This is a genomic window from Nostoc sp., from assembly GCF_036919495.1.
In the GTDB taxonomy this organism is placed as follows: Bacteria; Cyanobacteriota; Cyanobacteriia; order Cyanobacteriales; family Nostocaceae; genus Nostoc.
Map to the genome: position 1 here is coordinate 25,854 of NZ_JBALBZ010000179.1, position 14,389 is coordinate 40,242.

Annotated in this window: 9 protein-coding genes and 1 pseudogene; 3 read left to right on the forward strand and 7 right to left on the reverse strand. The window is 43.4% G+C overall.

Features of this window, described 5'->3' with window-relative positions:
• Positions 1-72: 72 nt before the first annotated feature.
• Genes V7K25_RS25790 through V7K25_RS25800 form a run of 3 tightly spaced genes read right to left on the reverse strand, consistent with a single transcriptional unit; the run spans position 73 to position 2,881 of the window.
• Entirely contained in the window at positions 73-798 is a 726-nt protein-coding gene (locus V7K25_RS25790; RefSeq protein WP_335161893.1) for a Uma2 family endonuclease, read from the reverse strand.
• A 54-nt stretch (positions 799-852) separates the two neighbouring features.
• Entirely contained in the window at positions 853-1,749 is an 897-nt protein-coding gene (locus V7K25_RS25795; protein ID WP_335161895.1) for an ABC transporter permease, read from the reverse strand.
• A gap of 46 nt (positions 1,750-1,795) precedes the next feature.
• Entirely contained in the window at positions 1,796-2,881 is a 1,086-nt protein-coding gene (locus tag V7K25_RS25800) for an ABC transporter substrate-binding protein (RefSeq protein WP_335161897.1), read from the reverse strand.
• A gap of 423 nt (positions 2,882-3,304) precedes the next feature.
• On the opposite strand from V7K25_RS25800, the gene cruF reads away from it, so the two are divergent.
• Both cruF and cruG read left to right on the forward strand, forming a co-directional pair.
• Positions 3,305-4,216 carry a gamma-carotene 1'-hydroxylase CruF gene (gene cruF / locus V7K25_RS25805; protein WP_335161899.1) on the forward strand — a complete coding sequence of 304 codons (912 nt, stop codon included), beginning with the start codon at positions 3,305-3,307 and terminating at the stop codon, positions 4,214-4,216.
• Between the two features lie 162 nt (positions 4,217-4,378).
• Entirely contained in the window at positions 4,379-5,608 is a 1,230-nt protein-coding gene (gene cruG / locus V7K25_RS25810) for a 2'-O-glycosyltransferase CruG (protein ID WP_335161900.1), read from the forward strand.
• A gap of 85 nt (positions 5,609-5,693) precedes the next feature.
• On the opposite strand, the gene rnhA is transcribed toward cruG, so the two are convergent.
• From rnhA to V7K25_RS25825, 3 genes are all read right to left on the reverse strand, one after another.
• The gene (gene rnhA / locus V7K25_RS25815; RefSeq protein WP_335161902.1) at positions 5,694-6,602 is read right to left on the reverse strand and encodes a ribonuclease HI; all 909 of its coding nucleotides are present in this window, start codon (positions 6,600-6,602) and stop codon (positions 5,694-5,696) included.
• Positions 6,603-7,029: 427 nt separating this feature from the next.
• Positions 7,030-9,228 (reverse strand): CHASE2 domain-containing protein, encoded by a 2,199-nt coding sequence (locus tag V7K25_RS25820; RefSeq protein ID WP_335161904.1) that lies wholly within the window; start codon positions 9,226-9,228, stop codon positions 7,030-7,032.
• Between the two features lie 174 nt (positions 9,229-9,402).
• A complete protein-coding gene (locus tag V7K25_RS25825) occupies positions 9,403-9,687 on the reverse strand; it encodes a hypothetical protein (RefSeq protein ID WP_335161906.1) in 285 nt (94 codons plus the stop codon).
• A 414-nt stretch (positions 9,688-10,101) separates the two neighbouring features.
• Here V7K25_RS25825 and V7K25_RS25830 point away from each other — a divergent pair, with 414 nt between their 5' ends.
• On the forward strand, positions 10,102-13,962 hold the full coding sequence (locus tag V7K25_RS25830; RefSeq protein ID WP_335161908.1) for a hybrid sensor histidine kinase/response regulator: 3,861 nt from the start codon (positions 10,102-10,104) through the stop codon (positions 13,960-13,962).
• A 17-nt stretch (positions 13,963-13,979) separates the two neighbouring features.
• On the opposite strand, the pseudogene V7K25_RS25835 reads toward V7K25_RS25830, so the two are convergent.
• Positions 13,980-14,126 (reverse strand): annotated as a pseudogene (locus V7K25_RS25835) (ABC transporter substrate-binding protein); the annotation flags it as partial.
• Positions 14,127-14,389: the final 263 nt, after the last annotated feature.

The following is a 14,389-nucleotide window of genomic DNA, read 5'->3' on the forward strand; positions in this document are numbered from 1 at the left end:
AAGAGTGGGTGTGGTATTTCTAGAATTAATGACTCTCGTGTTGCGGTTTGATATTTTGATAAATCCATCACTTTAATTACCCGGTAGATTATTTGGATCTACACCTAAAGAACGTAAATACTGCGCTAAATGGTCAGCCCTTTGTCGTTCTTGTTCAGCCCGCAATCGCTCTTGTTGTGACTGTTCTGCATCTGTCAAATAGCGATTTCCTCGCTCATCATACCAACACAAAAACTCCTGTTGTATCCCGGCAATTACAGCTTGGTGTCGCCCAATACCTAACCCCACCTCTGGCATCAAATAAGGTTCACCTATTTGTAGTTGGTAGTTTCCATCTATTAACTTATACACTTCAAAGGGTTGATGTTGGTCGCGTCGCCAAAACTCAGGGTTATAAATTACGTAGTACAATACGCCGAGTTTTTTGTATATATCTAGCTTCTCGTCGTATTCACCTCCTGGTGTGTGGGATACCATTTCTAATATGAATATTGGAACTACCCCATTTTCTTCCCAAACCGCGTAACTTTTGCGTGATTTGCCACCCTTTTTCCGTTCTACTCCCACACTTAAAAAAGCATCGGGTACTACAGGTACTCTAGGATTTATCCCTGTGGTGTGATATACTGCCATATCTACTCCGAAATACCAATCCATACGATTTGCCCAAATGGAGTTGAGTAAGAAGAGTAAAATATTGGGCAAAAAATTTTGATCTTCGTTATCTACTGGCGTATCGTCTGAACAGGGAAGTTCATCAGTAGTTGGTAACGCATTTTTGAGATCAGGTGAGAGCATAACCGTTGTCTCCCTGGCGTTTGATGCCCTTATTATATATGAGTGACCAAAAGTTTAGCGTTTGGGTGCAGTGTCGCCAAACTTAATTAAAAGCGCGATCGCAATACTAACAAGCAAAATTAACGTCATACTTAAAGCTGAACCAAATCCCCAATTTTGCGTTGCTCCCAGAAACTGGTTATAAACTAACCGCGCCGCCGTCATACTAGAAGCACCACCAAGTAATTCTGGATCGACAAAATCCCCCAAGCCTGTGATGAATACAAGCATAGAAGCAGCCGCAATTCCAGGAAAAATTTGCGGTACGGTTACTTGGCAAAAAGTTTCCACCGGATTTGCACCTAAATCAGCCGCCACTTCTAGTAACCGCTTGTCTAGCTTTTCGAGAGAAGCATATAAAATCAAAACCATATAGGGTAACAAGCTGTAACTCATACCAATAAATACAGCTTGACTCTGGTTAAGTAATTCCAAAGTAGGCAAGCCTAAATTGCTGAGTAAAGTGTTCAATAAACCAGTAGGACGAAGAATTGTAATCCAAGCATAGGAACGAAGTAACGAGGAAGTCCACAAAGGCAAGACAAAGCCTAATAGCAGTAGATTCCGCCAACGCTGCGGCGCTATCTGAGCAATCCAATAGGCGACGGGGAAGCCCAAAATTAAACAAATTATTGTAGTACCAAATGCAAAAAATAGCGATCGCACAATTACTTGCACATAAAGAGGGTCAAATATTCTAATGTAGTTTTTGAATCCGTTGGGATTGACCAAATCTCCTGGACGGATGTCTGCAACTAAACTTAACTGGAAAATTATTAAAGTTGGCAGCACCAATAAAAGTAATAACCAAATCCCAGATGGTGCAAGTAATACCAAAGGTTGCAACCAATTCGCTCGTGGACGATGCAATTCTTGTATTTTAGAAATATCACTTTTTTGAAAATTTACCACTCCTAACTCCTAACTCCTAACTCCTAACTCCTAACTCCTAACTATTTTACCCACTAGTTAACTGAGTCCAATAGCGATCGTAAACCTCTTCAAATTCTCCTACAGGAGTAACACGTTCACAATTTGCTAAAAGTGACTCTGAGGGAAATAAATTAGGATTATTTTGGATTTTTTTTGGCAATTGCTCAAATCCAGCACTATTAGGCGTAGAAATATTCAGACGTTGAGTGATTTTGGCTGCTAATTCTGGTTGCAAAATCATGTTAATCCAAGCGTAAGCTCCAGCTAAATTAGGGGCTGTTTTAGGAATTACAATAGTGTCTGTCCACAATGAAGAACCACTGCGAGGAATTACATATTTGAGTTTAGGGTTTTCTTGAGAGATTCTTACCGCATCTGCTGAATAGCACATTGCCAATAGTAAATCTCCTGCTAGAATTTGATTTTGCCAAGCGTCTGTGTCAAAACGCGCGATCGCAGGTTTTAGCACTTTCAACTTTTCATAAGCTTGTTTGATTTCTTGTTCATTTTTTGAATTGTAAGAGTAACCTAGCATCCGTAACGTCGCACCCATAACCTCTCTAACATCATTGAGCAAGGTCATCTGCTGATTAAGTTGCTTTTGGTTTTGCCAAAGGTAATCCCAATCTTGTGGTGCATCTTTGATTTTTTCGGAATTGTAAAGTAAACCTGTTGTCCCCCAATTAAAAGGGATGCTATATCGGTTATTGGGGTCATAGCTAGGATTCTGAAACCGGGGGAATAAATTTTCTAAACCGATTAAGCGATCGTGATCTATTTCTGTTAATAAACCTTTCTTTACCATCTTCTGCACCATGTAATCGGATGGGTAGATGATGCTGTAAGTGCCACCGCCTCCAGCTTGCAATTTAGCCAGCATGACATCATTGGAATCATAAACATCCGCTAGCACTTTCATGCCTGTTTGGGTGCTAAAGGTTTTCAATAATTGGTTGTCAGTATATTGCGTCCAGGTAAAGATATAAAGTTGATCGCGTTGACCCGAAGTATTAGAATTAGCACGTACTTCAGCTAGCCTCCAGCCACAACCAGCTAAAGATAAGCCAGAAAGCCCTGCCACCCCTTTTAAAAATTGGCGTCTGTTAGTCATTAAGTTAGAAGCTGTTTATCAACAACCTCTAGATTACGGTATACCTAGTAGCCCCTGCCGTGATTTTTAAGGATAAATGTGTCAATCTTCACACTTACTGTAGAGCTTGCTTAATCTATGTTAATTGTCCTGCCTCAACAAGATCCTTGCATGGAAGGAGTTCTTCATGATACGGGTATCAGTGGGACAATAAACCCAAAGTTTTTACAGATGAAATTATGTAGATTTTGACTATATAGCTTAGACTAGTAAATCTATCATCATATTTTTTATAGCTTCAATCAATAGGCTGTTATGCTCTTCCCAAGAAAGCCAAACAAGTTTGTAGAGAATTGCGGCACAAAGTAGTTAAATATGTTGTTAAACATTTGTAAACTGTTAGCAGCCGAGTAGCCGCGTGTCACATCTTGTTAAGGAATTATCATGAGACAACTTGTTATTGCTGAACGCGTATGCCTCATTGGTCATATCGTGTCAAAAGCCTTTGGACTGGTAGGGATGCTACTGGTCGTACCTAATGCTGAAATACTTTTCAATTTATCGCAGGTTGGAGAAACTGCCGTACAGTTAAGTATGGCAGGTGGTGGTGTAGTTGATATCATCTTGGGGACAATAGCTGTCTCTATTTATGCCTACCGGACGTTGGGATTGGGAACTTGGCTAGCATTTATGCTGCCGGCTATGTTTATCTCCTTGGGTAGTGAACTACTGGGAACCAGCACGGGTTTTCCATTTGGTGATTATAGCTACTTGAGTGGCTTGGGTTATAAGATTGCGGGGCTAGTTCCTTTCACAATTCCTTTATCTTGGTTCTATGTTGGGCTGTCGTCTTATTTAATTGCGAGAACTGGTTTGAAAGTGGCACAAAAACCCAGTTGGGGACGCCATATTGCGGCTATAGCCGTTGGTGCTTTACTCTTCACTTGCTGGGATTTTGCCCTTGAGCCAGCGATGAGTCAAACTTCTCTACCTTTTTGGTATTGGGAACATCCAGGAGCTTTCTTTGGCACACCTTACCAGAACTATGCAGGTTGGTTTGGTACTAGTGCCCTGTTTATGACTGTGGCAGGATTGTTGTGGAGAAACGCTTCGATTAAATTAGAGCGATCGCAACTTAATCTACCCTTAGTCGTTTATTTAACTAACTTTGCCTTCGCCGCCGGACTAAGCTTGGCCGCTGGGTTCTCCATCCCAGTGTTGCTCGGCTTCTTCTTTGGTGTAGTTCCCTCGGTGGCGCTGTGGTTAAGCAGTTCAACCACTCCCACTCCAGTTGCTGTTGAACCAGCAAACAAGGAAGTCTCAGTGGCAAGAAGCGTTAAAGTTGCCTTGAAATAAATCGATAAATTAGGGAGTAGGGAGTGGGGAGTGAGGAATAAGGGGATGAGGGAGCAGGGGGAGCAGGGCAAGAAAGAAGAATTTTCCCCTCTGCAAGAGCAAAACCCCACCCCTCTGCCTCTTTTCAATGACTAATGACTAATGACTAATGACTAATGACTAATGACCAATGACAACGCTTTGATGGTAGAAAGCGCCATCTCTCTTTTATTGCTACTTATCCAAGTACCAGCAACGGCGATTCTGTTTTCGCGCCTGCTAAAGGGGCCAAGACGGCTTCCTCCAATAGAACCGCAACAGCCGACATTGGAACTTTTGGGTAAGGTTAGCGTCGTCGTTCCCACCCTGAATGAGGCGCTTCGTATTAGCCCGTTGTTAGCTGGTTTAAGTCAGCAAAGCTACGAAGTTCGGGAAATTATTGTTGTAGACAGCAAGTCTGTTGATGGTACACCCGACTTGGTAAAAGCGACACAGCAGAAAGATCCGCGCTTTCGCGTGATGACAGATGACCCCTTACCCTCTGGTTGGGTGGGGCGTCCTTGGGCGTTGCATAACGGGTTTCTATTTAGCTCTGAGGGTAGTCAGTGGTTTCTGGGGCTGGATGCTGATATTCAACCGCATCCTGGTTTGGTTGCTGGTTTGGTGAAGACGGCCGAAACACAGGGCTATGATCTCGTTTCCCTTTCACCCCAGTTCATCCTCAAATATCCGGGAGAGTGCTGGCTACAACCGGCTTTGTTGATGACTTTGCTTTACCGATTTGACCCGGCTGGGATCAATACAGAGCAGCCAGAACGGGTGATGGCAAATGGACAGTGTTTTTTGTGTCGCCGCTCGGTTTTAGCTGCTGTGGGTGGCTATAGCAGTGCGAGTGGTTCTTTTTGTGATGATGTCACTTTGGCACGAAATATTGCTGCTCAAGGGTATAAGGTGGGCTTTTTAGATGGCGCAAAGGTGCTGAAAGTAAGGATGTATGAAGGGGCGATGGAGACGTGGAAGGAATGGGGGCGGAGTCTTGATCTCAAAGATGCAACTTCTCGTTCGCAGTTGTGGGGAGATTTATGGTTACTCACATCTGTTCAAGGTCTACCTCTTTTAATTGTCCTCGGTTTTTTGTTGATTTCTCCCCCACTCTCGTACTCGCTACAGACGGGATTAATCGCGTTACCCACTCCCCTACTTCTTCTGCTGGGACTGAATTTATTCTTGGTGGTAATTCGCTTTGCTATGCTAATTGCGATCGCACCTTCTTATGATCGCAAAAGCGCCAAAGGTGGCTGGTTATTCTGGCTTTCCCCTTTTGCTGATCCCTTAGCTGTGCTGCGAATCTTCTTATCTGCGTTCCACAAGCCACGCGAGTGGCGGGGACGCAAATATAGTGGTGAGTTATGAGTGGGGCATGGGGCATGGGGCATTGGGCATGATCTATTAGTTCTTCTCCCTCATCTCCCCCTGCTCCCCCTGCCTCCCCTGCTCCCTACTCCTCTTCACCTCCTACTTGATCCCCTCGTTCCAGTTCCCAAAGAATTTGATTTCCTTCACGGCGTACCCGTGACACTATCCAGTTTCGCCAGCGCCATTGATCTCCCCGACTGGTAACAGCGCTGGCGTGGACATCCATCAAGTCTGCTAACTCAGAACTGGTGATTAAATAGCCTTTCTCTGAAATTTCGTCAGCGATACGCAGAGTTTCGACCAAGCTGCGGAGTTGCGAAACCCTCATTTCTGGCGGTTTTTCATCGATTGCGGCCGCAGTTGGCCCAGTAGATGGTTCCATAACGGTTATTTCTAGTGCAGAAGTACTGATTTCTTGGGGACTTTGGTTAATTATTCGAGAGTTTTTTTCATAATCAGCTACTTTTGCTACATTTAGTTCATTTTTGCAAGGTAAAGATTTATAAAAATTTGTAGGAGTTAATTGTTGTAGCGAAGGAATTTTACCACTGGCGTAGGTGCGAGCGATCGCATCACAACGTTCGTTACCTATGTTACCAGAATGTCCCCTAACGTGTTGCCATTTTACCTGTTGGGTATTAAGTTCATCAAGAGTTTCCAAAAGCTCTTGATTTTGGACGGGTTTACCATCTGACTTTTTCCAGCCTTTGTTTTTCCAGCCTTTCACCCACTTGGTAACGCAGTTAATTAGGTATTCGCTATCGGTATGAAGGATGATGGGTTGGGTTTGTTGAGATGTTTGCAAAAATTGGAGGGCTGCGATCGCAGCTTGCATTTCCATTTTATTGTTAGTGGTATGAGGGGATGCATCGCCCATTTCGTGGATTGAACCATCGCTAAAATAGACGACAGCTCCCCAACCACCAGGGCCAGGATTTCCGGTGCAAGCACCATCGGTGTATATGCTTTGGATTATGGGTTGAGTGGACATGGTTAGGGTATCGAACCGCAAAGGACGCTAGGGGAAGAGTGATTAGCTGCGAATTTTTTAAAGAACATCCAGGCTATTATACTGGTTCACACTCCGGGAACAACGTTCCACAAGATTGTGGGAAAAAATAGTATTTTGCTATTCGGTGCTTAATGCTTATGCTCAACCGACTTACTTGTACTGGAAAAATATGTCTGGCTTTAGGTTCTAGTACAATTGCTCCACAAGACATATTACATCAATGTGAAAGTGACTGTCATTGTCACAAAATATTGACTCAGATTATAGAAAAACAAGGTCAATATGGGCTAAAGATGAATAGTATTAATAACTAAGTATCTATCGATAACCCTTGTAGAGACGTTGTAATGCAACGTCTCTACATACCATAACACCCACCAATAACCTTAACCGAACCGTATTGGGGCTACATACGTTTTAAATCTTGTAAAACTGCGGCGGCTGATTGATAGCGATCGCTAAAATGATAACAAACCATTTTATCTAAAATTGCCGCTAATTCTTCACTCACTTGCACTGTTTGCCGCCACATAATATTACCCGTTTCTGGATCTGGGTGGAGGTCTTGCGGTGGTATCCCAGTTATGGCTTGAATGGCAATCATTCCTAAAGCGTAAATGTCACTGCATAAGCGCGGATGACCGGCAAATTGTTCTGGAGGTGCATAACCCCGCGTCCCGATGGCTACTGTGGCTAATTCTGTTTGCTCACTACTTGGCGGTTGCATCAATTTGACAGCACCAAAGTCAATTAATACCAAGCGATTATCTTGAGCACATCTAATAATATTAGCCGGTTTGATATCACGATGAATCACTCGATGCTGGTGAACAAATTCTAGAACTTCTAAAACTTGTTTGAGCATCTCCATCACAAATGATTCATTCTGCACATTCTGCACAGGTGGTAATTCTTCACTTAGGGTATGTCCCTCGATATATTGTTGAATCAAATAAAATTCTTGGTCATCTTCAAAATAAGCAAGTAGTTCGGGAATCTGATGATGTTTACCCAAAGATTGTAATATTTCAGCTTCACTATTAAACAACCTGCGAGCAACTTGCAAAAATCGTGTATCTTGACGGGCTGGCATTAACTTTTTAACTACGCAAATCGGATTACCTGGGCGTTGAGTATCCCGTGCTAAATAGGTGCGGCCAAATCCACCTGCACCAAGAACTTGAGAGATTTTGTAGCGTCCACCCAAAAGCAAATCACCTGATTTTATTTCTGGTGAATCAACTGGGGGAGGAAAATCAAGATATGAATCGGGAAGTGCTGTTTTATCTTCTAAGAGTACATTTAATTGAGCGATCGCTTCTTGTTGTTTTTCAACTTGCAGAATAATCACCTGAGTTTGTCGCTGATTTTGGTAGCTAGTATAAGTAATCACACAAATGCTACTAATCACCAAAGCGAGGCCAGAGGGGACTAATGGTATCCATCCGCCTTGCAAAAACAAAGCAACGCAGATTCCTACTAAGCCAAGTAGAGTTGTCCCGACCACTACTAGCAACAGCAACGGATTTTGCCACCGCCATGCTATAATTCCACCTAAAAGCGACCAGCCCCACACCCATATAAGTTCCGCCCAGTCGGGCCAATACCAAATTAGAGGTCGCCCATCCAACACTGTACTGATGAGTTGACTTGCTATCTGTGCATGAATAAGCAAAGCGGGCATTCTGGGTGGTTGATCTGGCAAAGCACTGTAGGGTGTATAAAAGCTACTTTGAGGAAAATTAGCTGCTGTAGTGCCAATAATTACAAGGCGGTCTTTGATTAAACTGGGTTTGACTTGTCCACTGAGGACTTGTGTGAGAGTTACTTGGTCAGCGAGGCTGTTGGGATGATGGTAATTTAATAATATTTGATAGCCATCTGCATCCAGATGTTCGTAACTACCGGAATTAGCTTGTAAACGCGGGAACAGGATTTTACCTAACTGAAAATTTCCTTTATTTGTGAACTTGTATTCAATGCCTTGTTTCTCCAGATAATTAATTGCTATGAGCCCACCAAATGCAAATGGTGTTGTACATTTTTTATCTGGAGAGTAAACAAATAACAAACTGCGGCGGAGAATTTGGTCGTTTTCATTGTCAGCAACCACATTGCTAAACCCAACATTATCTATAGGGAAATTTGGTGGTGGTGGGATTTCATCTTTACCCAAGGTGTTGAACAAACAGGTGCTGACGATGTTATCTTGATTTTGCAAATTAGCCGCCAAATAGTTATTTTCTGGTTGGAAAAGATATAAACCAACAATTCGCGGTTGATAAGATTCTATTTTTTTTAATAGCTGATTGATTCTACGATCTGATATAGTCCCTTTGTCTTGTTTAAGATCCTCGTCAGTGATTTTTACCAGCAAAATCCGCCGTTCAGGTGCTTCTGGTGGACGCGATCGCAACATCTGATCGTAAACTCTCAACTCCCAAGGCTGCAACCCTTTGAGTTCCCGAACTCCCCAGATAAAGGCGGTGACTCCTACACTGGTAACTAAAATCATTTGCAACCAGTTCTTGCTCTTGGAAGTTTCACGAGAATCCTGAACTTTGACAAAAGGCGCACGAAATTTTTCTAATAGTCTACTAATCACGGCGTTGCGGCGGTAGCCTGAATTGGGTAGATGTTGCAGGCGCAGAAGTTAGTTTTCTGACTCTAGGTAAAAGCTAATCAACCTGAGCTTCTCTATTAATGTAGCAGTTTACTTGCTGCTTAGATACTAGACAAGCGATGTCTACGACGGGCTATTCGGCGTCGCGCTATGCAGCTAATCATCCGTTTGAGATGTTTGAGCATCTTCAATAGGACTGGCGATTGGGAAAGAAATAGGATTAGTAGATGGGGTTAGTGAATCTAACTCGGATTGTTCGAGTGATGCTTCAATGCTTGAATCAGCAAAATAAGAGTCGAATATCTTATCATAGTTAGAAGCAACAGCTAAAAAAGCGCCACCCAAAATATAGATAGGTAATGGCAAATTAAATTTTTTTAACCAGTCAAACAGTTCCGCCAAAGCAAATAGCACTAAAAAGCAGGCAAGCCAAACCCTCATGTTTTCATTCCCTAGATTGAAACAACTCTATTACTAGCTTAAATAAGTTGCCTAATAGTTGATGTAGAACATAATCACCAACTTACAACCTCTATAACTCTAGATAGATGTAGTGAGAGTTATAGCATCTGCTATATTCCAATATCTACTATAAAAATAAAAATATATTTAGCTTATGGCTGCAATCGAAGAGCCAGAGATTGCATAGTTAGTTCGTTAGACTTGGCAGTGCCTCAAACTTTCACAGGTAATACTGGGAACAATATTAGGGGTTTCGTTCCACAGTATAAACCAATGGAAAAACGGATGGACACGTCACCGGATTTTGGAAACCTCAGGTATCTCGATTGAGAAAGAAAATTTTCCCCTTGTTAAAAATTTAATTGATCATCTAAAAGCTCAAGAGGTACAAATTTGCGGCAATATTTGGGCGAACAGGAGCAAGTAGAAGAGAATCTGCGTCATAGTGAAGCACGCTACCGCTCACTGGCAGAAGCAAGCGCATCCATTGTCTGGAGCGCGGGGCCTTGGGGCAACGTTGTTGACGAGATTCCGACTTGGGAGGCGTTCACTGGGCAAAGTCCCGAACAATCTAAAGGATGGGGTTGGGTTGACGCACTGCACCCCGATGATCGTACATCTGTAGCTGCTATTTGGAGACAGGCTTTTTTTGGACGCAGCGTTGCAGTTGCCGAGTATCGTGTTCTGCGGCATGACGGCGAATACCGTTACATGAAGATACGCGGTGTGCCTATACTCGATGAAACAGGCGAAATCGAGGAATGGGTAGGAATGTGCGTAGATATCAGCGAACGCAAGCAAGCTGAGGCAGAACGTGAGCAATTACTGGCGCTATTAAAAACAGAACAGACTCGCTTGGTTGAAGCTAACGTTTTGCTTGATACCCTCTTCAATAACGCACCTATAGGTATTGGTTTATGGGATGAGAAATTAAGATACGTTCGATTGAATGACGCTTTAGCTGAAATTAACGGTTTTCCCCAAGAGGTGCATATCGGTAAGACCGTCGCCCAAGTGCTACCAGGGGTAGATTATGCGGTCATGGAGGCTTTCCACCATGTGATCGAAACGGGAGAATCTATTGCCCAAGAGGCCAGTGGAGAGACACCCGCCGCGCCTGGGAAGCAGCGGCATTGGTCGGTGAATTACTATCCGATTCAACTACCAGGTAATATTACCTGGGTGGGTGCAATATGTCAAGAAATTACTGATCGCAAGCAAGCAGAAGTCGAACGTCAACAGCTATTTGAGCGAGAGCAAGCGGCTCGTGTTGAGGCTGAAGCTGCCAAAGAGCAAGTTACCAAGATTTTAGAAAGTATCACTGACGGCTTTATTGCCTTTGACAGTGAGTGGCGGTTCACCTACATCAATCATGAGGGAAGCAGAACTTTAGGGCGTTCCTGCGAGGATCTGCTTGGGAAGAATTTGTGGGAGGAGTTTCCAGAACTGGCTGATACTAGCTTTGGTCAACTTTATCAAAGGGCAGTTGCTCTAGAAACGCCCCTTGAGCTTGAAGATTATTACCCACCCTTTGATGCATGGTTCGCGGTTCGTGCCTATCCTTCACCCACAGGGTTATCACTTTATTTCCGTAATATTAATGTACGTAAACGGGCAGAGGCAAAACTGCGCGAGAGTGAGGCGTGTTTTCGCCTGATGGCTGAGAATTCAACTGATATTATTTCACGCCATAGAGTAGATGGAACTCTTCTGTACATTTCACCAGCTTGCTACACAGTATTGGGGTATCAACCAGAGGAATTAGTAGGTAATCACAGCCAGGAGTTAGTTCACCCTGACGATTTGGCAGATATTGCCAGAAATTATCCAGTCAATGCCGATTTACCAGATATTTATACTGTTACTCACCGCGCTCGTCACAAAGACGGACATTATATTTGGTTGGAAGCAACTATTCGAGCTATCCGCGATCGCCAAACTAAAGAAATTTTAGAAATGCAATCGTCTTCACGGGATATTACAGAGCGCAAGCAAGTGGAGTCGGAGCAGCGTTTTCTAGCTGAAGCTAGTGAGATTTTGGCAGCATCATTGGACTACGAGACAACCTTAGCCAGTTTAGCGCGTTTGGTAGTGCCTGAAATAGCTGATTGGTGCTTAGTTGATATTATTTGTGACAATCAATTAATTCGCCGGGTTACAGCAGCCCATGCCGATCCAAAAAAACAAGAATTGGTAGAACAGTTACAAAATTATCCGCCTGATTTGACACGAAAAGAAGGTCTTGGTGAGGTAATAGAGACAGGTAAATCACAAATTACTCATTTTATTTCTGATGAACAGATACAAGCAGTAAGCCATAATGCCAGTCATCTAAAAATTTTGCAACAACTAAATCCTACATCCGGCATTTGTGTACCGCTCATAGTTCGGGGAAGGGTGCTGGGAGCTATGACTTTGGTATCTTCTTTAGGCCGTCGCTACCATACCAAAAGCCTAATGTTAGCTGAGGAGTTAGCTCGCCGGGCTGCCGTAGCCGTTGATAATGCTCGACTTTATACAGAAACACAGCAATCTCAACAGGTGGCTTTACAGGCAGCATCTCGCACTGCGCGTCTGCAAGCCATTACCGCCGCACTTTCTGAATCTCTGACTCCGGCACAGGTTGCTGAAGTAATTGTAGAGCAAGGTATGGCAGCTTTGGGAGCTAGTTCTGCTTTAGTAGCACTAGTGACTAAAAGCGGCACTGAGCTAGAAATTGTCCGTGCAGTAGGTTATGAGCAAGAAGCGATGGATACATGGCGTCGATTCTCTATTCATACATCCGCACCACTGGCAGAAGCAGTACGAACCAAACAGCCTATCTGGCAGGAGCCAACAACAACAAGGGTTGCTCGTTACTCACATCTAGCTCAGGAGTATGCACGGTATAATTACGGAGCTTGGATTTCAATTCCATTGATCATCGAGGGACGAGCCATAGGTGGAATGTCTCTAGCTTTTGCCGAAATTCAGGAGTTTAATCAGGATGACCAACCCTTCATTCTGGCACTAGCACAGCAGTGCGCTCAAGCGATGGAACGGGCCCGCCTATACGAGGCAGAGCAAACGGCACGGGAAGCAGCAGAAAACGCCAACCGAATTAAAGACGAGTTTCTCGCAGTCCTTTCTCATGAATTGCGATCGCCACTCAACCCAATTTTAGGATGGTCTAAGCTACTCCAAACCAAAAAACTTGATGAAAAGACAATTCCTCAAGCGCTGAAGACTATTGAGCGAAATGCTAGGTTACAAGCTCAACTGATTGAAGATTTGCTGGATATCTCCCGAATTTTACAAGGTAAACTTAGCCTGAATATCTACCCAGTGGATTTGGCATCTGTGATTTCGGCTGCAATGGAAACAGTGCGGTTATCAGCAGAAGCTAAGTCAATTGAGATGCACATCAGCCTGGAACCACATTTAGGGCAAGTTTTAGGTGACTCTGGCCGATTGCAGCAAATCGTTTGGAACCTGCTCTCAAATGCAGTTAAGTTTACACCTGCGGGGGGACGGGTTGATATTCGATTGGAACAAGTAAGGAGTAGGGAATTGGGAGTAGGGGGTAAAGAAATACCAAACCACTCCCCGCTTTACGCTCAAATTATCGTCAGCGACACAGGAAAAGGCATCGATCCTAATTTTCTGCCTTACGTGTTTGAATATTTTCGCCAAGAGAACAGCAGCACCACCAGAAAGTTTGGTGGACTGGGGTTAGGGTTAGCTATTGTCCGTCATTTAGTTGAATTGCATGGCGGGACAGTGCAGGTAGAAAGCAGAGGCGAAGATCAGGGGGCAACTTTTACCGTGAGACTCCCGTTGATTCAAAATCAATTAGAGATTAAACAAGACAGTAACGACTCAGAGACATCTTCAAATTTAAATGGTGTCAATATTTTAGTAGTGGATGATGATGCAGATACGCGAGAATTTATTGCCTTCTTACTAGAGCAGTATGGGGCAAATGTGACAGCAGTGGCATCAGCAAATGAGGCACTAGCCGCTTTAAGCCAATCTCTGCCAGATATACTTTTAAGCGATATCGGGATGCCAGAAGTGGATGGATGTATGTTCATGCGGCAGTTGAGAACAATGCCAGCAGAGCAAGGAGGGCAAATTCGAGCGATCGCACTTACTGCCTATGCTGGAGAAATGAACGCCAAGCAAGTACTTGCAGCCGGATTTCACAAGCATCTTGCCAAACCAGTAGAGCCAGCCGAATTAGTAGATGCGATCGCTAACTTAATAGCTGAATAAACCTGTTTGTAGCTGTGAATAAAAGCGTCACGGGCTTCAGATGGAGTTAAACCAACAATTTTAACATCCTTAATTTTTAACCCCACCTCTTGCAAGGCTTTTGCTAATAAATAGTGTGCATTCGATCCCCTCTGAAAAGCAATTTTCTTACCTTTAAGATCCGCCTACTAAGGGAGTTGATAGAGTAAAAAATCCCAATACAGAAAATAGGGCAATGCGTTTTAAAACTGTGCGGCGTTGTAGAATAAATGGTATTTTCATTACTGGAATATTTTAGTTGCAACTAATTGTTATTACCAAATCACATCTGTAAGGAAGTTAGCGATCGCTTGTTATTTTGTTCCTTCCTCGGTTTTTACTTAACCAGACAATAGGCTTAACAAGTTAGTTGAGAAACTTGTTAAGCCCTTTGTTAAAGTTAGGCAAC